This window comes from Bacillus sp. HU-1818 (genome assembly GCF_022695965.1).
GTDB classification, from domain to species: domain Bacteria; phylum Bacillota; class Bacilli; order Bacillales; family Bacillaceae; genus Bacillus; species Bacillus atrophaeus.
Genome location: NZ_JAAPBE010000003.1, coordinates 812,060 through 835,886 on the forward strand (window position 1 = coordinate 812,060; position 23,827 = coordinate 835,886).

The following is a 23,827-nucleotide window of genomic DNA, read 5'->3' on the forward strand; positions in this document are numbered from 1 at the left end:
TTAGTAATCAAAAAGCAAGCTGAAGAGCCTGCATCGACAGACTCTTACATGCTTCCATTTAATTTTACAACTTCTTTCTTGATTGTTTCGAACATAGTTCTAGCTCCAGTTTCGCCACCCATGAGTTTTTCAATATTGAAAGTGTTCGTTAAATTAACTGTTTTATCACTAGTAGAGTTAACAGAAGGGGGGAGGTTAGTGGTCTTAACGTTTGGTATCAAACTGTTGGATAGGCTCGCCTGATTAATATTCGGAATTATCGAGGGAATAGTGGTAATTCCTTTGTTAATTAAACTCGCTAATTTTCCTCCTTGTCCCCATTTAGGAGACTCATCTGGAAGGTTGTTCTGACGAACAGCTTTTACTGTGTCCAAGATGTTTGCGGTGTCAGTCTTATTCAGAATAAGCTCTTTGTCATGAAGAATAGCTAGCTTACCAGCACCTAATCCAGTTCCTGTGTATCCTCCTGTTTCAAATGAGGATATTTTTTTGCCTGTTGTGTTACCTTTGGTGACAGTATTCAAGGCATTAGAAGCTTCTTTAAGCTTATCAATAAGGTTATTGGAGATACTTTTTCCGATGGACTCCATATTGCTATTAATGAATTTAGAGAACTCATTAAGCTGCTTAGCAATATCAGTAATCTTTCCATCCATTAATTTCTTCTCAAGATCTTTAAAAGCACGCTCATCGTTAACGAGATCATCATATTTCGTATTGATTGATTCTTCATCTTTTTCAAGCTGGTCTTGAAGAGCTTCTTTACGTTTACTGCTTTCACGATCTTTAAGAAACTCATCAAGGTCTAACTGTTCCTTTTGGAGCTGTTCGGTTAATTCTTTAACCTTAGATTTGCCGAATTCAGAATCATCAAGCGAATACTGACTGATTTGATCAGATAGCTTTTGAATGCTTTCTTGTTTATCTTTTAAGTCTTTTTGGAACTTAGCTTCATCATCCTCTTTATCAATCTCATCAATTAAATCCTGTGTAGCTTTCTGATGAGCTTCTAACTCAATGTCACGCATCTTTTCATACATTTCTTTGTAGATTGAGACAACTTCATCAGCTAATGATTTATAAATATCTTTTATTGATTTCTTAGTGTTATAAAGCTCAAGATTGAAATCCTTCTGTTTATCCTTCCAGTTTTCAATTTCCTCTGTGATTTGTTCTTGGATATCAGGAAAACCTTTAGCAGCTTTTTTCTGTTCTTCAAGTTGCTTGATGTACTTTTTAGCTTCAGATTGCTGCTGTTGGATCAGCTTAATCTGTTTGCTGTAATACTTAACCTTATCTTCGTCTTCTTCAGTCATTGAAATCTTATTGTCTACATCTTTAATCTTGCCTTCAGTTTTCTTAGATGACTTTTCAATAGACTTAAGTGTTTCATCAACTTTTGATTGAACAAGCTGTTTTTGTAATTCTCTGACCTGATCTTGTACAGCAATTAAATCGAGCTTTGCTTGTTTTAATTCTTCTTGAAGCTGAGCTCTTTGAGCAGAATTAAGAAATTTATTTGTCTTGATTTCTTTGTTGATCCAATCAACTTTCTGCTTTTGAATCTTGGCTTGCTCAGCTACAGCCTTTTTCTGATCATTAGTATACTTACGGAATTCTTTACTGTCAGAAAGATAGCGACTAGCCATTGATTCATCTTTTGCTATTCGTACATCAAAGTCTCCAATACGCTTATCAAATTCATCAAGTTTAGATTGAACGAGTTCGTATCGAAGTTCTTGAATCTGATCATCAACTGAACTGAGGTCTCCTTGAAGAGAGATGAGGTCTGATTTAGCTTGAGCAATCGCTTGCTGTCTTTCAGCTTCAGCAGAAGAGGCATCAGAAACAGAGGTTCCTAATCCTTGTAAGTACTTTTCAGGATCAATGGTTTTACCGTTCTGTTCTATTTGAAGATGAAGGTGGTTACCTGTTGAATTACCAGTACTGCCAACTTTACCGATTGTTTGTCCAGCTTGAACGGCTTGACCACTCTTAACGGATGGAGTGCTCTGCATATGCATATACTTAGCAACTGTTCCGTCATCTTGTTGGATAACCACCCAGTTACCTGCAGTTTTACTGTAGCCAGCAATTTGAACCTTACCATTCTGAAGTGATTTAATTGCTGTTCCAGCTTTTGCTGCATAGTCTGTTCCTTTATGAGGAGTAGAGCGGTAAGCACCATCTTGAGCACCGTATTTGGAACTCACTCTAAATGCACTATTGCTAGTATAATAACTCGCAATTGAAGAATTAGCAGAGGTCATGGACTTAGTGTAGTTGGACATGATCTTTTTAACGTAGTTTTGTGTTTCTTTGAAAGGAGGAATTCCTCCATATTTAACTACATTACCAGGCCCAGCGTTATAAGCAGCTAAAGCTTTCTCAACATTGCCACCGAATTTTTCTAATTGTTGAGCAATGTATTTTGTACCGCCCATGATGTTTTGGTAAGGATCGTAAGCATTAGAAACTCCCAAGCTTTTAGCGGTGGAAGGCATCAGTTGCATGAGTCCCATTGCCCCGGCACCAGAACGAGCTTTAGCATTGAATCCTGATTCTTGTTTAATTATGGCTGCAATAAGTGCAGGATCAACACCGTATTTACTTGCGGCTGAATTAATGTAGCTGGAATACTTCCCTGAATAAGAACCACCGGAGGATGAGTATGAGCCGCCTGATGAGCCAGAAGATGGAGAAGAGGAGGTGACGATGCCATATTGAGTGATATTGCCTGACTTAATCTGCTCTTTTAGAAGTTTAGCTTGTTCTTGCATGAGCTTTTTCTTTTGTTGAAGAGCTTTAATTTCTTTCTTAATTGCATCTCTGTATTTCTGAGAATACTTAGGGTAATCATTAACCTGTTTGTTGTATTTATCAATTTCAGCGTTAACTTTCTCTAATGATTCTTTATACTTGTCAACAACATAAATAGAAGTTTTTGTTTCTTCATTAGCTTTTTCTTGTTCGTCTGTCCATTTCTCAAGAGAAGTACCGGCTTCAATTAGAGCCTGTTTGTTTGTTTCTTGAGTAGAAGTTGCTTCTTCAGATGCAGATATGTACGACTCTAAAGCAGATTTTACATTCTGCATAGATTCTATCTGTCCATTAGTATATCCACCAGGTTGAAGCATTTTCTCTTCTAACTTTTGTAGCTCTTTCTTAGCATCAGCAACGCTATTTATTGATTTAACTTCGAGTTGAGATAGCTCAGATTCAGATATATCAAGCTTGCGTTCTTTGCGTAATTTTCTTAAACTGTCTATTCTGAGAGTGTCAGCATTAAGTGTTTTAATAGCATTATTGACTTCTGTTTTCATCAATTTATTACTATACTTAACCATGTCATTATAAGCATCGAGCTTTACTTTTCTCTGCTTAATAACTTCATCCCGATTGACTTTAACAACACCGTTTTCAATACTGATAGCTTTCGCCAATTCTTTATCTTTTTGAATTAGAGTATTAGCTTCGTTGGCAGAGATGCTTTTACCCTCGGCCATTTTCTCTAAAAGTTCATTAAGGGGAGCGACTTGATCTTTGGTATTATTAAAGATATCCCCATTCAAGGCATTTTGAACTGAATCAAATTGCATAGCCTCTGACATTTCTTTGATAACTGCTTTAATGTCATCAACACTGTTTACATCAAGTGCATTTTTAAGCTTAGTTCCAAAATCTTCAGCCGCAGTCCCGGCTTCGGTAAGTGTTTCTCCCAAGTCTCCAACTTCAGATTTAATAGAAGCTACGCTTTTATCCCCATCTTTTATGTTTTTCTTAGCTTTATCAAAGCTTAGTGTGAAAACATCAATTGATGAATCTGATTTCGAATATGTCTCTAAAAGATTTTGCAAATCTTTCTTAGCGCTATCGAAGGCTTTTTCATCACCTTCATTTAACGCTGTCTGCATTTTTTCCTGTAGTTTTCCAAGTGCTGATGAAAACTTGTCTAATTCTTCGGAGTTTAATTCTTCTTTTAAATCTAATTTGTTTACAATATCTCTAAGGTTAGATTTAACTGTGTTACTGATATCAATACTGCTATAAGCCTCTGCAACAGAAAGAACACTGTCTTTAACTTTAGCATTACCACTAACAATATCCATTTGCGCTTTATGAATATTTTGTTTAGCTTTATTAGCAGCAAGTTTATAATCGTCATCAGAAGCAATGAAATCCCATTTAGGTTTGCCATTGTCGTTGTATTCAGCAATCTTTTTATATTCTTCAAGTTCATCTTTAGATTTTTTAATCTCTTTAGCTGCATCATCAAAAGTTTTCTTTGCGCCATCTTTTGTTTCAGTTTTCTTTAATTTAATATATTCTTGTGTATTGGCAATAGCTTCTTTTAATGCTTCGTTGTTTTTAAGAATGGCATTACCCTGAGAATCGTAACCATCAACTAATGCTGGAAACGTTTGGGCTAATTGCTGAGTAACTTGAAGATACTCTTGCTCTTCATCAGGAGTTAAATTTCTTGCTTCTTTAGCTCTTTGAAGTTTTTCATACTGACTAATTAATTTGTCAGTAGCATCTTTATTGGTTGTAATGGCTTCCATATTTGTTTGCTGGCTTTGTTCAAAGTCCTCTTTAGCTTTTTTAGCTTCGGCAAACGATGTTACTAGTTTTTCTATTGCATAACCTAATACCACAAACCCAGCACCGACAACTGATGAAATAAATAGTCCTTTAAGAGCTGTTTTTAAAACTCTCGAAGCAACAGTTGCACGGGTCATACCAGCCTCAAGACCGATGGAAGCAAGAGTTTCTTGTCTCATTGAAGATGTTCCTAAAATCAGAGCTGTTGCCAAGGTTCGTGTATTTCGGCTTAGTAGGAGGGTGGCGGTACTTAGAGTCACAAATAGGGTGGGGAGAAAGCCAACAGATTTAATAATTCCAGTAGTAGCATTTAACAAAGATCCTGCAGCTTCAGTGAATGCAATTAATCCATCACTAATGAATGCATCAGAAGAAGCTACTGCCATTTCAGTGAAATTATTTTGTAGCCTATTTAACCTTGCTTGTAAGCTGTCAGCATACTTTTGCTGCTCACTCCATGCGCTTCCCGTAGAGTTTGCTGCAGTTTTAGCTGCATTCTGAGCTATAGAGAAGTTATTCATCATTGCATTAAAACGGGATAACTGATAAATACCTGCTACACCAATGGAAGTATTTTGCTTTTGAGCATCAGTAAGCGTATCCCACTTACCAGCAACTTCACTAATTAAATCACTTGCTGATTTAGCTTCTCCACTAGCTGTTTTGACTGAAATACCGATTTCATCTAACGCTTTAATGGAACTTTGATTATTCCCAATCCGGGCAAAAATGGTTTTAAGGGAGTTCATACTGTTACTTTCGCCAAAAGGCTACTGACCACTGTATGTGGCGGTAAGGCACTTCAACCTTACTCTTTATGTTTCCATAAAGATCAGACTGTCGCTTCACTTTTAAGGTGTCTCTTCACTCAGTCGTTCAGGCTACCTTTACGCTTGCCCCTTGTTTTCCTCGACTCAACGTTAGGAGTTCCAAGTCAATCAGAAGAGATTTAACGTCAGCAATCATTTTACCGACGATATTTCCAGACTCACGGGTTGTACTTGCAATGGCAGTTGTATAACCAATTAAATCATTTAATTCAACACCGAATGTTGAAGCAGTTGAACCAGCTTTTCTTATAGAGTTTGCTAGATCAAGAGTAGTTACAGCGTAATTATTATCCACTTCGTTTAACTTGTCAGCTATAGATATGGAATCTTGAGCAGCAATATTAAAATTCAACATAGCTGCAGTCATAGTGTTTACTGTGTCATCTGGAGTTAAGTCTGATACGTTTTGCAATACCTGTGCTGTTTTGGTAAGAGTCGATAATTCACTCTCATCAAAGCCCATTCGACCAAAATCACCAGTCATTTGAAGAATGTCGGATATTTTATTGGACAATTGATTCCCTAAATCAATTGATGTGTTTAAAAGTTCATTGAATTTATAGTCAGGTTCATCCATTACACGGCGGATATTAGTCATTAAAGTATCAATTTCTACTGCCTGAGAAACCATGCTCTTTAAGCCTGAAATTGCACCATAAAATATTGATCCACTTAGTAAATATGCAGGCATCCTGCTAAAAGCCTGATTTAATTGTTCACCAAATGTTGAAATTCGATTCGTGGAAGAATTAATATTAGCGGACAATTCCCTGAAGTCAGTGTTTAGGTTTTGCATTTGTCGTCTAAGATTTGGGGTGCTAGTTGACAACTGATTAACTGAGTTTAAATACGATTGAATTTGACTATTGCTCTGTGAACTTATAGAAGAGCCATATCTATTTTGTAAGTTCTGAGCATTAACTTGTGCTTGTCTTTGATAGAGTTGTATTTGATGTTCAAGTTCTTTTGTTTTTGCCTTTGCAGTAGAGGAGTCATCAATTCGTTTTATACGATTAGCTATTTGATCAATTTGAGCTGCCGTTTGAGAACCATTGACTGAAGTAGATAGTCGAGAGAGGACTTCAGAAGAGACTAAGCCTTTTTGTCTTAATGTTTCTAATTTTTGGTTTAGCTGATCAACAGCTTTTCTTTGTTGGTCATAATTCGTTGTTATTTTAGAAGAAGTGGCATTAGTTTTAGGATTTGTTACATATGTAATATCATCAAAACCGTTACGATTTTTCTGAGTTACTCTTGTTGTTTGTCCTTGGGAATTTTTTTGTTCAGTTTTCTTTTGAATCTGTCCAAGTTTTTCAGTGGCTGAAGCAAGCTTGTTTACTTCTTGGGTTTGTTCTTTTAGTGACTTATTGCGATTATCGATTATCTTTGTTTCACGTTGAAGTATTTCACCATTTTTCTTATATTGCTGTGTTAGTTTGTCAACGGTACCGTCAGCATTTTTAACAACTTTAGAGGATTCTCTAACGGTTTGATTATACGACTTAAGGTTTTTCTGATAAGTTTCGACAGCAGAAGAGAACTCTTTAAGAGTTTTTAATGTAGAAGAATCAATATTAGTGTTCAGTTTGAGAGAATTTAGTTTTTTCTCTAATGATTTGATTTGATGATTTAAGTGTTCAACGGTTTTTGATGAGGTATCAGCTTGGGGAGTTAATATAATTTTGAGGTTTTGACTCAAGTATTAGTCACATCCTTTCAAGTGCGAGGGAAATTGGGGGAAATAAAAAAGCCACCCATCATTGAGCGACTTTGTTTGATTTCTTTATTATTACGTCCATAACGCCTTGCCAATATTCAGCGTTTTGGAGCGCTGTTTGTATTATGTTGCTGTCTTTTTTGTAACCGTCAATATTATATCCAGCGTCCTCACGAGAGGGGAGAAAGTGAATATAATGGACGGGGTTCATAAGATTTTCAGCTGTGAGTTTTAACGTAATTGATTTAACCATGTCTGTTTGCTTGGATGAAGCAGACAATCCTCCAATAATAGCACCGATTCCACCCGCCATTATTCCTCCAATTGCCACTCCTGACTTTGACACCTTTGATACAACTTGATTATCTAGTACAATTTCAGATTCAATTAATTCCGAGAAGGGAATGATACATTCCTTAATTTCATCATTTTCAATAATTTCGTACACTTTAAGAATAGAGACATTTTCATTAAAAGCAATCTTTGTTTTATAAGTGCTAAAAAAATTATCAGCCTCAAATTCACTATCGTAAACTTTAAGTTTTTCAGCATTTTCTTTGATTTTATTTGCAATAGCTTTGTTTTTTATTCTAAATGGCTCTGTAGCTAAGATAAGCAAACCGAAAACTGTTAGCATTACAGCAAACGGTTTCCATCCATCCATAAAGTAAAAGAAAAGATTAAATAATGCCAACCCGCCATAAAACATCGCTTTATTTCCCATCCAACCACCACCAGTATTATTTTCCTACATTATATCATGATTTCCAGCAGGGTAGAACATGGTTTGAGAGTGGAACTAACCATTATCAGCTTTAAGCTGAATTAATAACTCTTTGAAATAACTTGCTGTTACTACTTTTTTTCTTTCTTTTTGCATTCCGTATAGAAATACTAAACATATAATTATAGCGATTAACACATAAAACAAGGCATTAAGATAGTTGTTGTCATTAATTTTAGCGATGTTTACTTTAAAAAGTATTTGAAGTCCTACAAGTGAAGTAGCTACTAACAAACTCCCCACAGGCCAAAGTTTAGTGTGATCGTGTATGTTTTCAATATTAGTCATTCTTGCTATAGCTGCTGATAGCTCAGCTTTATTAAAGCTGTTCAGTGCTTTTATTTTTTGGTCATAGGATTTATAAGAGCTTACAGGTTCTCTTGGAAACTCTTCATCAATAAATTTAATAAGTTCTTCATTAGTTGCACACATTAATTTTTCTGCGAATTTATCTTTATAGACCTTTTCTTCTGGTGTCATCAAATTCACCTCTCCATATTATCGACAAATATGGAAAAACGTTAAGCTTTTAAACAAAAGCAAAATCCCTCTATTGAGGAATCTTGATTCTGCATAAAAGAGGGATTTCATCTAAATAAAGATTTGATTCTTTTCTTCTTCGAAATCACGCAAATCATAATGCTTAATAGTCGTTGAAACGTCTTCATGGTGGGCTACATATTTACTGATTAGTTCAATTTTGATTTTCTTCACTTCAAGTAAATATGTAATACATGAGGCTTTAAAGAGGTGAGGGTTGATGCGCCGACCGAGAATATCAGAGAGGACATCTGAACAAAAATAGTCTGCCCATGATTCTGACATTTGTTTTGGTTGTCCGCCATACTGAGTAGTGAAGAGGTATTCGTGATCATAACCGCGTTTTTTATTCCAAAGCTTCAGATATTCAAGAGCCTCTGTATTAATCATATATTCTAATGGTTTTCCTTCGCCTTTCCCTTTACCAAACACCTTATGGCTCATAACATAAGATTGGCCTTCAGGAATAGAGTAGTCCAAAATCTCAGTTTTAAATTGAATTAATTCTGCTCTTCGACCACCGACATTAAACGCAGTAGCAAGCCATGCCATACCAAGGTAATTCTCATCTTCCTTGAGAGCATCCATCATTAGCTTATAATCATCATACGTAACCTTAACCTTTTCATATGTGACGGTTTTAGGGATTGCAGGCAATCCACGTGTGAAATTCCTAAACTTTTCATAGTTTTCGTCATCTTCTGCAACAACATTTTCAATGTAATTGTTTAATGATGACACACCTGCTTTTTTGAGAGCAATTCCACTTGACGACATACCTCGGTTCTTTAGAAAGCTTTGATATCGGATAAAGTCACGTTTCGTTATTTTATATAGCTTCTTACCATTTAGAGAAGTATGAACCCACCAAAAGAATTGGCGAAGGGAGGAGTGGTATTGTTTTCGTGTTTTATCACGAAATGAATGAGCATCTAAAAACTCTTGTACTAAGTTTTTATGTTCCTCGTCTACTTGATCCCACATCTCCTGGGTCACTTCAGGAAGCTTTTTTGCTCTTGTACGGAGCATATTCTTTTCAATTGGATTGGTCATTAATACACCACCGTTATTCTGTTTTAATACCACTTGCATGTAAATCTTTTTTCGCAGCGGCAATTAATCGTCCATCCTTTAAGGATTCAGCTGTATTCTTCATAAATGCACGAGGTTTCCCATAACCGTAACCATATTTATCAGGATAAGTATAGCCTTCTCCAGTCTCTACGACAGTAGCAACATCTTTACCGCTGTCTTCACGGGTGTTGTCTAAGAAAATTCCATTGACGTGGTTTTCAATTACAAAGGAATTCTTTAAAAGAGTTGTACGTTCATACATGAGCGGGTCATAGGAGTCATACACATCAGATTGAACATGATCCTGACCCGTTTTAATCATTGACTGCTTTGTGTTTGATTTTTTTTGAATTGCCTGTTTTGCAGCGAATTCAATCATTGCTGCTATTTCTTTCATGTTCTTGGCCATTATTCAGTCTCTTTTTCACTGTCAAGATCTTCGACCTTTTTTAGAATGAGATCATTTATTTCTTCCGAAGTCATGTTTGAAAGTTTGTCTAAGTTCTCCTGCATCATCTTTGTTGCTTCTCCAAATTTCTTCATGCTTTCTTCAGGGAAGCTACTAATAATCATTGGGAAAAATTCAGAGTCTACAAGTTTAACAAACCACTTAACCTTGTTTTTGATATCACTTGGAATGCCTAAGTCTGTAAATTCCTTAATTAGTGAAAAGAAAGCCCACTGAACAGGATTTATACTTTTAAAGTCAATGGTTTTTTCTTCAGCATTTTGTGGATCTGTGATTAATTCAGTAAGCATGTTGGTTAATCGGGTAGGGGAGAAGTAAGGGTAAATAAAAACATGAACGTCATTAGTGAGCTGTACTTTTTCCTTTTTGTCGTATTTGCTTACACTTTCTTCAATCAATGCTAAATTTAATTTTTTCGATGCCATTTCATTTCCTCCTTATATATCCTCTGATCTTAAAAAAAGACACCTCAAAAGGGGAGAGGTGTCTAAATAAAACTTGTATTTTATCCTGTTTTCTGTTGCTTCAACTCGTCTAAGGTGTAAAAGGGGTTATTGGTAAACAATCCATCAACCTTTAAACCGAGCATTTCTTTGGTCAGTTTTCTCTCATTTTCTGCATCAAAGAACACATGTATTTTCAGATTTGCTGCATGTACTTTCTTTACAAATGATTCATCAACTAATTTAGCGTTAGGGCCAACTGCATAAGCATATTTTTTGATGTTTTTTAAAGTGTCGCTAGTTAAACTTTCTACCTCTTCATCACCTAGTAAACGCATAAGAGGAATATTTTTATTGATTGAATGTAACTTTTTTAAACTCTTTTCGCTAAAAGACTGTAAAACAACTTTATGTTTAGTGATTAGTTTATACTTATTCAGTATATCAATAAGTTTCTGTTCCATTACTAAATTGCCGTTATTATCTTCTCTGGTTTCAATGTAATAATTGGTCGAGAGGCCAAATTCTTTTATAATCTCTTCGATTGTCATTATTTTTTGATCTTTACCAGCATTGAGTTTTTTTAATTGAGACAAAGTGAGATCCTGAACTTTTCCTTTTCCATTAGTTGTTCTTTCAACATCCTTATCGTGTATTGCGACTAATTCGCCATCTTTAGTTTGTCTCAAATCAATTTCGATAAAATCTGTCTTGTCTTTAATTGCTCGTTTGTAAGATAATACGGTATGTTCTGGTTCTAAATCAGACGCTCCTCTGTGAGCAATAATCAATGGAGTGTAGTTACCTATAGGAGGATTTTCTGTTTTTCCCGAACCTTTAATAGATGAGTGAGAAGTGGTGGAACACCCTCCTATGAAGATTAGAAATACAATTATTAAGTTTTTTAATATATTCATAGATACAAAATTATCATATTTGGGTGTTGTCTTCAATGTATTCTTTACCAGTAATTTCTTTATATTCTTCAGGTGTTATTTTTCCTTTGACAACTGCTTGTTTTACACGGTACTCATCCCATACACCATTACCGTTGTTATAATAATCTTTTATTGTTTCATACCAGTTCATTAAATTACTCCACTCATCATAAGTTGAAAGGTGAGGTCGCCCAATTGTTGCTTTGTTTTCTCTGCTTCAGTTGGTTCTGGTGCTTCGGGTTTTAAGCTATCTATATATTCCTGAGTTGCAGACTCAAACCACTTTTGTTTTTTTATATCGAATTTAGCTTTATAAAACGAAGGCGGTTGAATCTCTGTACAATTCTTTGGAATTATATAGAGTCCTTCTTCGTTTGGATTTTCAATTAGGACAGGCTTGTCAAATAAGAAATCTTCATCATATCTATAGACTTGAATCATTTATAACCTCCTTATTGTAATGGGATTACTATATCCAAGTAATATCCGGTTGCTTTAGTTGAGTCAGCTGGAGTTGGATATTTGACTTTCATTTCTCCATTTTCATAAAGAATTAATCCTGCACTTCCTCCAGTACCGCTAATAGGTACTAAGTTTACTGAACCTCCAATAGGAACAGCAGTTGACGGAATTTTACCAAATATAACATCAGCATTTGTGACTACATGACCTCTCATCAAAAGAAGACTGCCCCATTTTGAATATATTGGAGTTCTGGTACCAACTGTGGCACCATTTTGCAATGTTATATTTGACCATGTAGCCTTATTGAATTCAGAGTAAGATGCTTGTTTTACATTATCAACATTATTGAGTCCAATTTGAATTTTAGTTACATTATGTGGGTTATCATTTCTATCAGCATGAGCATCTACTTTTGATTGTGAGCCTTCCACTGATTCTATTTCACGCCAAGTTGTCCAAGTATCAGAACTGGCTACTTTGTTTCTCATAAACTTTCTTCTACCTGATGATGATGTGTCACTGCTACTATATGACGTGAATTCTTGATATGCATATGTGCCGTAGTTATATACCATTAAGTATCCATTATTATTGACAGGAGCGTTTAATGCTGTTGAGGCACTACTTATGTAATAAAATCCAGTATCGGTAACAGTATTGAAATCTGCACCAGATAAATACTTTGCTAGTCCGTTATCCTGAGTTATTTTATAGAGCTGTGAGCCGTTCCACTTATCTTTATCAGCCTGAGACACATGACGAATGCCATTCGAATCATGTGCTTGGAATTGACTAAACGATGCTTGTTTATCATTAGTGACATTGCCCAAACCTATTTGTTCTTTCGTTACATAATGAGGATTAGAGAGATTATTTACGTGATTATCAAACTCCGTTTTAGCTGCTTGTTGGATATCATCAACGTTCCCTAAACCAACTTGATTTTTTGTTACTGAATGTGGATTGGACTTGTCATCAACATGTTTATTGAATTCAGTCTTTGTTGCTTGTTGTTCATTGATAACTTTAGACAATCCGACCTGCGCTTTGGTGACTTGATGGGGATTGTTATTGTTTTCGGTATGCTGTTTTAATTCGAAATTTTGCTGTTCCATAAAGTCGTTCACTTTTTCAGTTAACGCCTGTTCATGGTCGATCATGTGCTTTTCGGTTTTAGTGTAATCATTTCTAAGGTTATTGATCTGAATATTGTTTTGTTTAAGTTGGCCTACGAATTTGCTACTCATTAACTCACCGCAATTCCTTTTACAGTAACATCACCATTAACTGAAATTACTTCAACCATAAATTTAAACAAGCCGGCTATTTCAAAATCCCAATTCTCATTAGTGTTTAATGTTCCTGTGCCTAATTGAAAGTCTGTTTTGTTTGTTCCAGCAAGCTCCGTTTTTTCACCATTTTCATCTATCGCAAAGAATTTTAATTCTCTTGTAGTTGAGGAACCAGAGATCTTAACAGTAATATCCCGAAAATGTGATACTAAAAATTCTTCACCTTCAGACGGGGCAGTTGTTGCTTCGTGAAATGTAAAGGTTGTTTTATCTGGTATGGTTCTAAAAATATTGTCATCGGTTTCTGGCAACATCTCTACCTCCTTAATTTGTATAAAAACTGTCTTTTATTTAAATAAAGAAGAGGGGAGAGACCCCCTCAAAAATCATTTAGCTTCAAATACTCTTACATCTCTGTCAGTACCGTCATTAATTACATAAACATAAAGTGTTTTTCCTTCTGCGACAGGGACTGAGAATGGTTTTTCACCAGCTGCCAAAGGAATACCTGTATCAGCAGTTACATTAGAGTTCCCAATGTAAATTGTTCCTTCTGAAGGAGGGTATACAGTAAGGGTTGTCCTGTCAGTTATGCCTGCGGTAACTTTTTGGGCTGTTGAAGTCACTGTGAATTTATCCGTCTTAAAAGAGGAGAAGCCTGGATCTTTTTCATTCACTGTTACGGAAGGGGATTGTACTTGTATCCCTTTGATAGCATCCAAGCCAGTTTGAGGGAAGTCAACTTGCAGAGGCTTTTCTTGTGATTTGAGATGAATGTCAGTTACTAAACCACCGTTTCCATCATCTCTAGCTGAAGATTTTACACCATCGAAATCATTAAGTTTTGCTGCCATTAAAAATCACTCCTGTAAAATTAATTTCCAACGTCTACGGATTTAGCTTGAGTTTCTGTATCAGAGCCAGGATCTGGAGCGGCTGCATTATCATCTCTGCTCGCTTCAATAACAACAGCCATCTCATCTGTGTCCGTATCGGCCAGTGCTTCGAATTTAATTTCTGGAGCTAATGCATTACCGTTTTCGAGCGACATTTCAAACTCACCTGAAGGGGATACGTTAGGGAATTGAATGTAAATATCGCTATAGACCTCTTCGGTATCAGGATTATAGGCAATTGTACGGTATTCAACTTCATATCGCTCAGAGAATTTACTTGCTTTAATAGCGAGCCGTCTGCCGATTTTGTTAATCTGATATACAGCTGTCAACTTCTCTTTTGTACCAGCAAATCCAGTAGGGATTAAATAAGTGCCATCAGTAGACACAGGTGTCTTGTAAGTTAATCCTTTTTTGTTGAAGAAGGTTACATCACTTACCGGTTTACCTTTTAGAGTGACCGCATTTTTGTCATCAACAATTAGCCCATGTTCACGGTCAAATACCTGAACTTTAGCTTCTTGCTCAATTGTTTCACCTTGTGTCATTGCCAACCACTCTAGGTCGAAAAATGCATTCTTGACAGTAAGATTAATTTCTTTTTCAGACTTTAAGATATAAAGTGGTTTATTCCCGATACCACCGCGAAGCTTATCTTCGGAGATGGTTTGGGAGAATGAAGCTGTTTGTGCTTCTGCTGTGAATACAAGCTGACCATCAGATTTTCTTCTGAAATAAACATCAGCTGTATCTTGAATAACTGTTTTCATCTATAGTTTTCCTCCTTAAAATAAAAAAAGAACAGCCATTAGCTGCCCTTAGAAAAATCTTTAGTCTCATTCATAAATTTCTCACGGCTTATGTAATGTTTCTCTTCCTCAAATAAGTCAATGTGTTTATCCCAGTTCACAATGTTTTTGCCTGCTTCTGGTGATACTGTGGCAAAGAGGGTAGAAGTATCATATTGCTTGAATTGAGCAATCCGATGATAAGTCATGTACAGTTGAAACAGGGTCATGTCATTAATGTCTTTATAAAGATAACCTGTATAAGCGGACACCGTGCTAATAATATCCGCCATATCAACTGGATCAATATCTTGACTTTTGACTCTCTTGCTTCGCTCATTGGCTTTTTGAATTTCTGGATTCGAGCTTATTTTTTCTTCCTTCAAACAACACATTTTTAATACAAGCTCTCTAATGGAATCGAAGTTGTCTGGAGTAAGCTTATTCAGTATTTCTTCTCCGTTAAACATTTTAGAAAACACAACACTATAGGCTTCTTGAAAATTCGGCAGGGTATCCGAAATTTCAAAAAGAGTCATTTTTTTCAATTCAGCAATAAGCTCATCAAGTTCCCCAAAACGATTAACATCATCTTTGCTATAAACATAAATGATCTCTTTCTTGGACATTTTGATTAGCCTTAAATAATTAGCTAACTGACCGTACTCTTTAACTTTAATGAATCTACATTCACCAAGTTCTGTAGAGATTGGTTCTCCAGTAATGAAAAACTCAATATCAATCATTTCATAGCTCCGAAAGTGAATATCAATTTGTATCCCAGATACCCGTCAGGCGCATTAGATATGAGCAGCCTTGTATATTTAACACTTTTACCGATACCCGCAAAGTTTTGATTAAAAAGCATCTCACAAATACGATCAGTAATTTTCAGATTTCTGAATTCAGTCTCTTCATAAGTGTTAATGTGTGTATAAACATCAATCATTAAATCCTGATCGAGTAACATTACACTTTGGGTAGAGGGTTTTGGGATTGCGTTGCCCAGATAAACACAAAGTCTGCAAATTGGTAGATCGGTTAAATCATCAGTTTTGGGAGCACGCTTAATTATTGAGCTTAATATTGATGGGGAATCATCAGCGGGATCATAATAATTATCCAACGTCTGTACGTCAGGAAGAGAAGAGGAGAGAGGGTCATCTTTATAATATAAAAGACGGTTCAAATCTGTATCATTCATAATGGTTCTGAATACAGTTGTCATATGTTCGACCATCATACTCATTCGCTATCACCTCCAACTTTCTTCTTGGCTATAAGTTTAATTGTTCCGGTGTATCCATAGACCTTCGAGTAGTCTATATCATCAACACGGAATTCCTCGCCAAAGAAGGAAAGAAACAGACCCTTTTTTAATTTTTCATGTTTTAAAAAGGGGATAGTGACATACGCTTGCCCTTCAGGAATGTTTATGGCCAATTCTGATCCAATGATTGAAGTAGTCCGTTCTAAAATACATGGGACGTTAACCTTCTCACCGGGCACTTTAATCTTTATCGGTCTCCCTGTAATTTCATCAATCTTTCCAGAATCAATTAGTTTATCAGAAGAAGTTAGACTAATTGATGAATTACAAAGCCGCATCGTAGCACTGTCATTCATTTTGTTATCGGTAGGACGTGAATTAACTAACCAATAGCTTCCATCATACAAAATCAAGTCTCCACGATTTAATAAGCCTAAAACTGTAATGACTTTTTTTGTTTCGCTGTCCTGCATGGTTTGAATTATTACCTGTTCGGGCTTACCATTCAATTCAATATCGTAAGCTTCAGGTGAATTAGCTAAGATTTCTTTGAAAACTTCATACTTGTTTGAATTAAATTCTTCATTTTCCCAGCCACTCAAATAATTTGAAGAAGAGGTTAGATACCAATCTACAGACATCTAATCACCTCAATCAAAGTTATTCATTTTTAATTTGCTCAGCTTTTTTTCAATATCATCGATCAGGTCTTCGTATGCTCTGTTAACTTGAGCTTTCGTATTTGCTAATCCTGTCAATTGAATATCTCTACCCACAACATTATTTAATTTTAGAGCTCTATCACGATACCTTCCAAGATAGCCTTTATACATGAGCATTCCTAAAATCTGAATTTGAGGAGAGGTGAGAGGATCTTTAAATGTGTTTGACTCTTCGTCATAGCTAAGTTCCGCCAGCTCTGTTTCATATTCACCAATCGCATTAGTGAAAAATTGTTGCTCAAGTCCATCGGGGAGAATTTCATTGGATTGAAACATTGTGTGGAAAACGTTAATTACTTTTTCATAAGGAGTCAAGATTTAAACCTCCTTATAATTGAGTATCAAATTTAAATCCAGTGTATTCTTCAATGAACTTAATTTTCTTGTAGTCATTAACTTTTTCTTTTTTTGCTACTTCAAATAGTTGAGCCTTTTCTGAATCAAGGTGAATTTCCTTAGAAACGTTTTCTTCAAATGACTTTTGTGTTTTATAACAGAGGATTTGCTTAATTCGCTCAGAGGTGATCACATTTTGTTCACTACCTTTTTCATCTGTTTCGAACCCTAAGTGAACACGTGTCTCCTTGTCATCAATGTAAATCTTTGCATGAGAGCCTTGACCATCTGTGCCTACAAACATTTTGACATTGTCATAAACTTGAGATTGAACTTCACCAACTGTGATTTGACGTGTTCCATTTGCGGGTAAACGAAAGTCACCATGACTGTCGATTTTTTTAAAATACAGATCCCATGAACATAGGTTTTTAATTGCAATTTTCTTATCTAAATTAATTGACATAATTCCCTCCAAAATATTAGGAGGGACTATGCCCTCCAGTTTAATTTTTATTATTCAGGTGTGATTTCAAAGTTTTCATCACGGATAAGACCGATTTGATACTCTTGGCCTTTAGCCACTCCAGCACCAATTTCCATATCAAAGCGGGTGATTTCAGTCCCAGTGACAATATCGTTTCCTGTCATTGAAGTTAATCCACCCCGTTGGAATACTTGAAGAGGAGATTTAGAGCCTTGAGGAATAAAGAATAGGAGACCTTCAGGTAGGTATGTTTTGAAGTTATCGCCGGCAGCGTTAAGCTCTGTGAGGTTATAACTGTTAGGCAACTCCACAACAGATGAGCCCTTGTATGTACTCAATAAACCTGTTCTGCGAATCTCATCCATTACTGATTCCGGCAATTTCGTACTAGAGGCATCTCCAGCAACAGCTTGGAATCCGGCAAAGTCATTCAACTGAGATACAACAGAATAATCACCAACGATAGAAGGTTGTCCAAATCTACGAACTTTTTTAGTTACATTATCAACGGAATCTTTTGTGATACCATGCGATTCAGCAAAATATTTAACACCTGTAGCATTTTTAATAGCATTGTACATCTCGTTAACAACATAGTACATAGCTTTGTTCATCATATCAGTCTTAACTTGGTCCATTCCTTCAGCAACTTTATCAAGATTTCCACTTTGGATTTCTCGATAATTTACAGCGTAACCACCAGAAATGGTTTGAGTTCCAATCGGGTATTCGTTCCAAGTTGTAGTAGCGAATGGTACGTCACCACGAGAAGCTTGAAATCCACTTCTAATTGATTCGTGAGCATATGTCGTCATCATAGGCTGTTGCTCATAACCAATTTGTTTAAAGGTACCCATAAAGTCAAAGAGTTTAACTGCTGAGATCAATTTTGGTTCAATTGCTAACCGAACAATTGTGTTAATCTCAGCTTTTGCAACAGGATTACCTAGCAAAGCTTGAGATGCAAGATCTTTGACATGTTTCATAACTGCATCTGCTTTATTGCCATACTTGGAAATGTCTTGACCAGTAGCAAAAGCTGAGAAAATTTCAACGATAGGGGATTTTGAGTTTAATTTAGGATTTGCAAAAACGTCTGAATCTTTTCGAGCATTATTGATTTCGATTTTCATAATTTATAGTTACCTCCAAAATTATGGATTAGGCTTGTACTGTTACGTACAGACCTTTACCACCAAATGTAGTTTTTTCAAGAACTTTAAGTGTTACCTTATATTCAGCGACATCATCTCCAGCTTTAATCCACTTACCACTTTTATCTGCAGCAGAGACTAAAACATCATCTTTTGCGAGTAAGTCATAATCAACTACCACATCAGAGCTTAGTTCGATAGGTAGACCAGTTGCATCAGCTAATCTAAAAGCAAGGACATATTCACCCTTTAGGACTTTAAAATCTACTTTATTACGTATCTCAGGTTTATCAATAATGTTTCCAACAACATAGACATCACCTTTTGCAGATGAGGATGCACCTGGAGGGAAAGCATTCCCTGATGATTCATTAGGGATAACAGCTAGTCCAGGCACTAATTCTACAGATGCTTTGCAACGTGGGTTGTTTCGTACTTGTTTATAGGCACCGATTGTTCCAAATTTGAACATATAAATTTCCTCCTAATTTCTATAAAAGTGTTATTTTATCTTAATAAAGATCTGCAACAGTCACTGAACCTTCTTGCCCAGATTCGTTAACTTCTGAATAAATATCGAAGTCTTTATTGCTATTAGTCTCAGAGGTTTGTTTCTTAAGTCTTTCAGCGATGAAGGATTGAGCGATTGCAGAGTTAATTTCAGAAATAATCTTGGCTTTAAGCTCAGTAGAAGGGGATTTAGAGAACATTTCAATCTTCTCTTTCGCAACTTCTTTTTCCTCAGCAGTATAGGAGGCAAGTGCTTGGTTAAGTTCACCTTGCATCTTTTCAGCTTCAGCTTTCTGTTTAAATTCTTTTAAAGAGTTAAGCTCTTCATCGGTTTTGGCTTTTTCATCCTTAGCTTTTTGAACTTCTTTCTCTTTTGCTTCTGCCTTTGCTTTTTCATCCTTTGCAGCTTTAATTGCGGCATTCAACTCTTCAGTTTTTTGTTTTAAATCCTCTGAAAGTTTCTCAACTTTTTGGTTTAACTCGCCAATTTCTTTGTTTTTATTATCGAGCTTATTGTTTAATTCCAATACTACTTCTTCTTGGGATTTGGCCATTGAATTGTCCTCCTTTTGTTTACTGTTTAATTCGAGTAAAATTGCGGCATCGTCAGCAGGGTCGATTCCTAAAATTGCATCACCTGTAAAGTCAAATTTCATAGGCACACGCCCTTGTTCTTTCCAACCGCCGTCATACTCAATTACATCCGAACCTTCAACAGCTGCTATTTCAACCGAAGTATCAGGAAAATTACCATCAAACATCTTTGACTTTAACCACTGAACAAATTTAGGGTAGCGCTGATTGTATAGGTAGCCTTCGCCGATTAACACTCTTTTTTGCTCACCGTTTACATCAATGGTGTCGATGTAACCATTGGTAGTAGTTCCAACCACTGCACTGTTTTCAAAAAGTGGAGTGCCGTCCTTGACTTCAGTTAAACCGTGACCAAATGGCTCACTATTTTCATCGTCCAAGAACTCTACACAAAGTGGCATTAGCTTGATTGATTCAAGGTTTGCGTTTATGTATTTTTCAAGCCAAGTAATACCGTTCTTATTGAATCGAGTGTTGTTCTCATGAATTTCTAGAACAACCCACTTGATGTATGTTCGACCACTAGTTTTTTTCTGATTGTTGATTTCTAAAATTGTACTTTTCAAATACTGATCACCTCCTCTCAAGACCCAGAAGGTGTTCCATTGCTGTTATTTGTTTTCGACTTAATTGTGTTTTCGTTTTTTGGGTTATCAACCTCAGGAGCACCAGCTGATTTATCGCTATTCTTACTCATAGTGAAAGAGGTTGCATGAACAGGGAACTTTTCATCAAAACCTTCTTCTTTTTCATATTCCATTAGCGATAAGTAAGCATCAGGATTCCATCCAGTGGCGGCTATCCAGGCAATGAGACTACCTCGACCACTGGTGTAGAGATCTTTCATGTTTTGGACTTTTTCTTTCCTGTTAACGTGGGTAAGAGGGAGGTAGTAAACCTCAATATATGAACGGGGGTCTTTAATAATATTGGCGTTAACCACCTTGTTAAACTCACTTTGAATTTGTTCTAGCCAGGAAAATATCTGAGAAGATACCATTTCTATGTTTGTTTGCTGAGAGGAGTAGTTACCGTCTTGACCATTAAGGGCAGAGCCTGCAAAGCCCAAGTTTGTGGTGATTCGTTTAATTAGTTCGTCTTCACCTTTAACCTTTAGGAAATCCACATTAGTTTCTAACTTGTCTAATTTTGTACCTGAAGCAAGTGAGAAGAATTTAACACCCTTAACACTTCCTTTGGCAACCAATGCTTTTTTAATATTTTCGTGCTGCTGTCCCTGTTGCTTTTGAGATAGTGCTGATTTACCTTTTTGATCTCCTTCAGGGAAAGTTTGATAAATAAGGGTACTGTTTAGCTCGTCTAGAATGTTCCGTTTAGTGTCAACGAAGTATTCATCGTAAACCATATCAATAAAAGCAGATAAACCAATTGGACGACCCCATTGATCTTCAATATCACTGCTTCCTTTGACCGCAATGGTCTTATTGTTGTCAAGGACTAACCATTTGCGATTTTGATCCTTCTTATAAGCCACATATCCTTGCCTGATTTCTTTTGGCCATCGTCTAAGCTTAAGTGATCTTCCGTTGCTAGTGAATTTGTCAAAATAGGAGACATCAAAGGCGAGTTGATATGAAGAATTTTTCCTGCCGATAATTTTGCAATAATCGAGAGGGAGGGGGAGAATGGAACAATTAAAGTCGTCAATGGTATTTGTTTCAGTTATTGATCCGACCTCATTGTCACTTAGAGTAGTGGGGAAGGAATCATTTACCACAGAATCAAAATAATAAAAACCTGTGCCATATTTGCTTAGTTTTCCTAATGAATCCCTCACAACGCTTTTGTCACTAATTTTTCTTAAAGCCAGGTTGAACTTTTGTTTGTTCGATTTGAAGTTAACTGCTTTACTTGACCCCAAAATAACTCTGTCTAAAGTAGGGAGGGCGACCATATAGTCAATAACGTTTCTATACACTCCATTTGCGTTATAAAGTAATTTAGAGGCATCTCTAATTTGTTTATTGTAGGCGTTGTGGTCTTTAAGCCAAGATTTAACTTTGTCATAAGAAATTCCGTTAAACAAATCATTGAAAAATAATGATTCAAGTGGTGGTAAATTTGTATTATACTCATACGATTTTTGATTATCTGTATCCATATTTCACCTCCTCAATTCTAATTAAAAAAGAATCCAAATGAATATTCATCCTCGGATTCTTCCTTCTCTAAGAATAAAGCTATGTAGTAAAGCGCATAACTCAATGCACTGTACCTATCTTTATCAATACGTTTTACCACTTGTTCAACGCTTATTGAGTTCTGTGTTTTCTTTAACCTTAAGTTGGCCACTTCATCAATTAACAATTGTGTTTGTATGCAGGTAGCTTCAACCATCACATCGTCGCTAATAACTTTTTTGCTTTTTATTTCTTCATACGGTCTCAGTAATTTCAACTTTCCAGATTCAACATAATCCAAGAAAGTGGTAATAATCTTATCATTAATTCCTTGAGATTTAAGGTTATAAACAATAGCAGGGGAGTTTGGAACATCTGGTTTCTGGTCAGTATTGATTGTTGCCCAACATCCTAATTCTTCATTCGTTTCTGGATCTGTAACATCTTCTAGAAGTCTATCCACCAGTCCACTTCCGACTCCGTTTCCGTCTACAATCACAGCTCTAACTCTTGATATAGAAATATCTTCACTACCTCCATAGTTTTTGAAGACCCTTTTAACCATGATTGATTGCTCTTTAAAGTTCAGTCCATTTGGTGGTTCGATTATATTTACAACTTGGACTTGTCTAATTGCATTATTGGAGTTGCGAATAATCTTGAGAACAATGATAGCTGTTTTGTTGTTTGACTTTTCACTTGAGCGGGCAACATCAACCCCGATAACATATTCATTTAATAAGAAGTTCTTATTCTTATCTCTAGGACAAGTCAGCTCTGGGTTTGTAATTGTTCTTGCTTTGATTAACTTACTAATGTTGATAAGTGCTCCATCACTAGCTCCGACCCATTTAGAATCATAGTTCATTGCGAAAGCAGTGGAAGAGGTTGTAGGGTCATTTTTCTTTGCAAGGATCTGTGTGCGTGTTTCGCCTCTGCCAAAGTGACAAGGCAATTCCCAGCTTGCTCCGAGAACAATTTTACCTTTCAAATCAGCCATTTCATCAAGCATATTTAGAATCCTGTTGAATTCATCCGATCCCCTATAGCCTGACGTTGTTAGGTAGTTGATCATTCCATTTAATTCAAATGGGTTTACTGTTGCGAGCTTTCCAATAGTTCTTCTTGGAACGTTTACTACTGGTTCAAGAACATCTTTAAATAATTCGTTATTTAAAAGCGCTGACTCTTCAACATTTAGTCTTCTTCTACGTTGTCCTTTTGTAGACTGTGCATTTGCCAGCACAGAATAAACTCCTCCTGAAGAAAACTTAACCTCAACAGAGTCTTTAGTAAAAGAGGGTCTGCCAGCTAATTCATTTTTCATTAAAGGAAACCACTTCATAATCTCGTTGTGTTTCTCTTCACTGATTGAAGCTGCGTTTTCTCTTGTTTGTGCTGACATAGCTATTGTGATATCAGGAAACCAAATAGCAGTATGGTAAATTGACATTAACTCAAGCATTGTTTTCCCAAACCCACGAGGGAAAACCCCATATGTACTTACAAAACGACTCATACATCTTAGGAAAACCCTTTGATCTAAGTCTAGCCTCATGCCGCCTTTTTCTGGCTTAATCAAGTCGTACCATAAATCAGGAAACCATCTTGCCCATTGAACAAATTCAATCCATTTATCTAAATTTCGCTCAAATGTATCAACCTTATTTTGATTTGCTTGAACAGGGGAGTTAAATTCAGGGTCACTGTCCAATCTTGAACTTTGTTTGGTGTATTTAAAATTATCTCTTTGAAAGTTCTTTCTCGAAGCCAAA

At 36.1% G+C, this 23,827-nt stretch carries 22 protein-coding genes and 2 pseudogenes; all 24 read right to left on the reverse strand.

Annotation, left to right across the window (positions count from 1 at the left end; translation table 11 throughout):
• Window positions 1–44: 44 nt before the first annotated feature.
• A pseudogene (locus GXP75_RS14825) lies at window positions 45–5,348 on the reverse strand (phage tail tape measure protein); the annotation flags it as partial.
• A 223-nt stretch (window positions 5,349–5,571) separates the two neighbouring features.
• Window positions 5,572–7,131 (reverse strand): annotated as a pseudogene (locus GXP75_RS14830) (phage tail tape measure protein); the annotation flags it as partial.
• A gap of 58 nt (window positions 7,132–7,189) precedes the next feature.
• Entirely contained in the window at window positions 7,190–7,873 is a 684-nt protein-coding gene (locus GXP75_RS14835; protein WP_242557109.1) for an immunity protein, read from the reverse strand.
• A 75-nt stretch (window positions 7,874–7,948) separates the two neighbouring features.
• Window positions 7,949–8,413, reverse strand: coding sequence for a hypothetical protein (locus GXP75_RS14840; protein ID WP_242557110.1), 465 nt, complete (start codon window positions 8,411–8,413; stop codon window positions 7,949–7,951).
• A 111-nt stretch (window positions 8,414–8,524) separates the two neighbouring features.
• Window positions 8,525–9,526, reverse strand: a complete 1,002-nt coding sequence (locus GXP75_RS14845) for a tyrosine-type recombinase/integrase (RefSeq protein ID WP_242557168.1) — start codon at window positions 9,524–9,526, stop codon at window positions 8,525–8,527.
• A gap of 13 nt (window positions 9,527–9,539) precedes the next feature.
• A complete protein-coding gene (locus GXP75_RS14850) occupies window positions 9,540–9,956 on the reverse strand; it encodes a hypothetical protein (protein WP_242557111.1) in 417 nt (138 codons plus the stop codon).
• Complete coding sequence (locus tag GXP75_RS14855) at window positions 9,956–10,441, reverse strand: hypothetical protein (RefSeq protein ID WP_242557112.1); 486 nt, start codon at window positions 10,439–10,441, stop codon at window positions 9,956–9,958. Before GXP75_RS14855 ends, GXP75_RS14850 begins: the two co-directional genes overlap by 1 nt.
• 80 nt (window positions 10,442–10,521) lie before the next feature.
• The gene (locus GXP75_RS14860; protein ID WP_242557113.1) at window positions 10,522–11,376 is read right to left on the reverse strand and encodes a glycerophosphodiester phosphodiesterase; all 855 of its coding nucleotides are present in this window, start codon (window positions 11,374–11,376) and stop codon (window positions 10,522–10,524) included.
• Between the two features lie 13 nt (window positions 11,377–11,389).
• A complete protein-coding gene (locus GXP75_RS14865; RefSeq protein ID WP_106033603.1) occupies window positions 11,390–11,548 on the reverse strand; it encodes an XkdX family protein in 159 nt (52 codons plus the stop codon).
• Window positions 11,548–11,838, reverse strand: coding sequence for a hypothetical protein (locus GXP75_RS14870; protein WP_151290785.1), 291 nt, complete (start codon window positions 11,836–11,838; stop codon window positions 11,548–11,550). Before GXP75_RS14870 ends, GXP75_RS14865 begins: the two co-directional genes overlap by 1 nt.
• An 11-nt stretch (window positions 11,839–11,849) precedes the next feature.
• Window positions 11,850–13,109 carry a pyocin knob domain-containing protein gene (locus tag GXP75_RS14875; RefSeq protein WP_242557114.1) on the reverse strand — a complete coding sequence of 420 codons (1,260 nt, stop codon included), beginning with the start codon at window positions 13,107–13,109 and terminating at the stop codon, window positions 11,850–11,852.
• Window positions 13,109–13,468: a hypothetical protein gene (locus GXP75_RS14880; RefSeq protein ID WP_396022472.1), complete on the reverse strand. Its 360-nt coding sequence runs from the start codon at window positions 13,466–13,468 to the stop codon at window positions 13,109–13,111. The genes GXP75_RS14875 and GXP75_RS14880 overlap by 1 nt, the downstream gene beginning before the upstream one ends.
• Window positions 13,469–13,540: 72 nt before the next feature.
• A complete protein-coding gene (locus GXP75_RS14885) occupies window positions 13,541–14,008 on the reverse strand; it encodes a hypothetical protein (protein WP_242557116.1) in 468 nt (155 codons plus the stop codon).
• Window positions 14,009–14,028: 20 nt separating this feature from the next.
• A complete protein-coding gene (locus tag GXP75_RS14890; RefSeq protein ID WP_242557117.1) occupies window positions 14,029–14,820 on the reverse strand; it encodes a hypothetical protein in 792 nt (263 codons plus the stop codon).
• A 38-nt stretch (window positions 14,821–14,858) separates the two neighbouring features.
• Entirely contained in the window at window positions 14,859–15,584 is a 726-nt protein-coding gene (locus GXP75_RS14895) for a hypothetical protein (protein WP_242557118.1), read from the reverse strand.
• Window positions 15,581–16,087, reverse strand: coding sequence for a hypothetical protein (locus GXP75_RS14900; RefSeq protein WP_242557119.1), 507 nt, complete (start codon window positions 16,085–16,087; stop codon window positions 15,581–15,583). Before GXP75_RS14900 ends, GXP75_RS14895 begins: the two co-directional genes overlap by 4 nt.
• Complete coding sequence (locus tag GXP75_RS14905) at window positions 16,084–16,749, reverse strand: hypothetical protein (RefSeq protein WP_242557120.1); 666 nt, start codon at window positions 16,747–16,749, stop codon at window positions 16,084–16,086. The genes GXP75_RS14900 and GXP75_RS14905 overlap by 4 nt, the downstream gene beginning before the upstream one ends.
• Window positions 16,750–16,758: 9 nt before the next feature.
• Window positions 16,759–17,145: a hypothetical protein gene (locus GXP75_RS14910; protein ID WP_242557121.1), complete on the reverse strand. Its 387-nt coding sequence runs from the start codon at window positions 17,143–17,145 to the stop codon at window positions 16,759–16,761.
• 13 nt (window positions 17,146–17,158) lie between these two features.
• On the reverse strand, window positions 17,159–17,632 hold the full coding sequence (locus GXP75_RS14915; RefSeq protein ID WP_242557122.1) for a hypothetical protein: 474 nt from the start codon (window positions 17,630–17,632) through the stop codon (window positions 17,159–17,161).
• A 50-nt stretch (window positions 17,633–17,682) separates the two neighbouring features.
• Entirely contained in the window at window positions 17,683–18,786 is a 1,104-nt protein-coding gene (locus GXP75_RS14920; protein WP_242557123.1) for a hypothetical protein, read from the reverse strand.
• A gap of 28 nt (window positions 18,787–18,814) precedes the next feature.
• On the reverse strand, window positions 18,815–19,279 hold the full coding sequence (locus tag GXP75_RS14925; RefSeq protein WP_242557124.1) for a hypothetical protein: 465 nt from the start codon (window positions 19,277–19,279) through the stop codon (window positions 18,815–18,817).
• Window positions 19,280–19,319: 40 nt separating this feature from the next.
• On the reverse strand, window positions 19,320–20,477 hold the full coding sequence (locus GXP75_RS14930; RefSeq protein WP_242557125.1) for a hypothetical protein: 1,158 nt from the start codon (window positions 20,475–20,477) through the stop codon (window positions 19,320–19,322).
• A gap of 17 nt (window positions 20,478–20,494) precedes the next feature.
• On the reverse strand, window positions 20,495–22,033 hold the full coding sequence (locus tag GXP75_RS14935; RefSeq protein ID WP_242557126.1) for a hypothetical protein: 1,539 nt from the start codon (window positions 22,031–22,033) through the stop codon (window positions 20,495–20,497).
• Between the two features lie 17 nt (window positions 22,034–22,050).
• Window positions 22,051–23,826, reverse strand: coding sequence for a hypothetical protein (locus tag GXP75_RS14940; protein WP_242557127.1), 1,776 nt, complete (start codon window positions 23,824–23,826; stop codon window positions 22,051–22,053).
• Window position 23,827 lies beyond the last annotated feature (1 nt).

Bases quoted from the DNA above. Each gene is read 5' to 3' on its own strand.
- GXP75_RS14835 (WP_242557109.1), bottom strand. From the start codon at position 7,873: ATGGGAAATAAAGCGATGTTTTATGGCGGGTTGGCATTATTTAATCTT.
- GXP75_RS14840 (WP_242557110.1), bottom strand. From the start codon at position 8,413: ATGACACCAGAAGAAAAGGTCTATAAAGATAAATTCGCAGAAAAATTA.
- GXP75_RS14845 (WP_242557168.1), bottom strand. From the start codon at position 9,526: ATGACCAATCCAATTGAAAAGAATATGCTCCGTACAAGAGCAAAAAAG.
- GXP75_RS14850 (WP_242557111.1), bottom strand. From the start codon at position 9,956: ATGGCCAAGAACATGAAAGAAATAGCAGCAATGATTGAATTCGCTGCA.
- GXP75_RS14855 (WP_242557112.1), bottom strand. From the start codon at position 10,441: ATGGCATCGAAAAAATTAAATTTAGCATTGATTGAAGAAAGTGTAAGC.
- GXP75_RS14860 (WP_242557113.1), bottom strand. From the start codon at position 11,376: ATGAATATATTAAAAAACTTAATAATTGTATTTCTAATCTTCATAGGA.
- GXP75_RS14865 (WP_106033603.1), bottom strand. From the start codon at position 11,548: ATGAACTGGTATGAAACAATAAAAGATTATTATAACAACGGTAATGGT.
- GXP75_RS14870 (WP_151290785.1), bottom strand. From the start codon at position 11,838: ATGATTCAAGTCTATAGATATGATGAAGATTTCTTATTTGACAAGCCT.
- GXP75_RS14875 (WP_242557114.1), bottom strand. From the start codon at position 13,109: ATGAGTAGCAAATTCGTAGGCCAACTTAAACAAAACAATATTCAGATC.
- GXP75_RS14880 (WP_396022472.1), bottom strand. From the start codon at position 13,468: ATGTTGCCAGAAACCGATGACAATATTTTTAGAACCATACCAGATAAA.
- GXP75_RS14885 (WP_242557116.1), bottom strand. From the start codon at position 14,008: ATGGCAGCAAAACTTAATGATTTCGATGGTGTAAAATCTTCAGCTAGA.
- GXP75_RS14890 (WP_242557117.1), bottom strand. From the start codon at position 14,820: ATGAAAACAGTTATTCAAGATACAGCTGATGTTTATTTCAGAAGAAAA.
- GXP75_RS14895 (WP_242557118.1), bottom strand. From the start codon at position 15,584: ATGATTGATATTGAGTTTTTCATTACTGGAGAACCAATCTCTACAGAA.
- GXP75_RS14900 (WP_242557119.1), bottom strand. From the start codon at position 16,087: ATGAGTATGATGGTCGAACATATGACAACTGTATTCAGAACCATTATG.
- GXP75_RS14905 (WP_242557120.1), bottom strand. From the start codon at position 16,749: ATGTCTGTAGATTGGTATCTAACCTCTTCTTCAAATTATTTGAGTGGC.
- GXP75_RS14915 (WP_242557122.1), bottom strand. From the start codon at position 17,632: ATGTCAATTAATTTAGATAAGAAAATTGCAATTAAAAACCTATGTTCA.
- GXP75_RS14920 (WP_242557123.1), bottom strand. From the start codon at position 18,786: ATGAAAATCGAAATCAATAATGCTCGAAAAGATTCAGACGTTTTTGCA.
- GXP75_RS14925 (WP_242557124.1), bottom strand. From the start codon at position 19,279: ATGTTCAAATTTGGAACAATCGGTGCCTATAAACAAGTACGAAACAAC.
- GXP75_RS14935 (WP_242557126.1), bottom strand. From the start codon at position 22,033: ATGGATACAGATAATCAAAAATCGTATGAGTATAATACAAATTTACCA.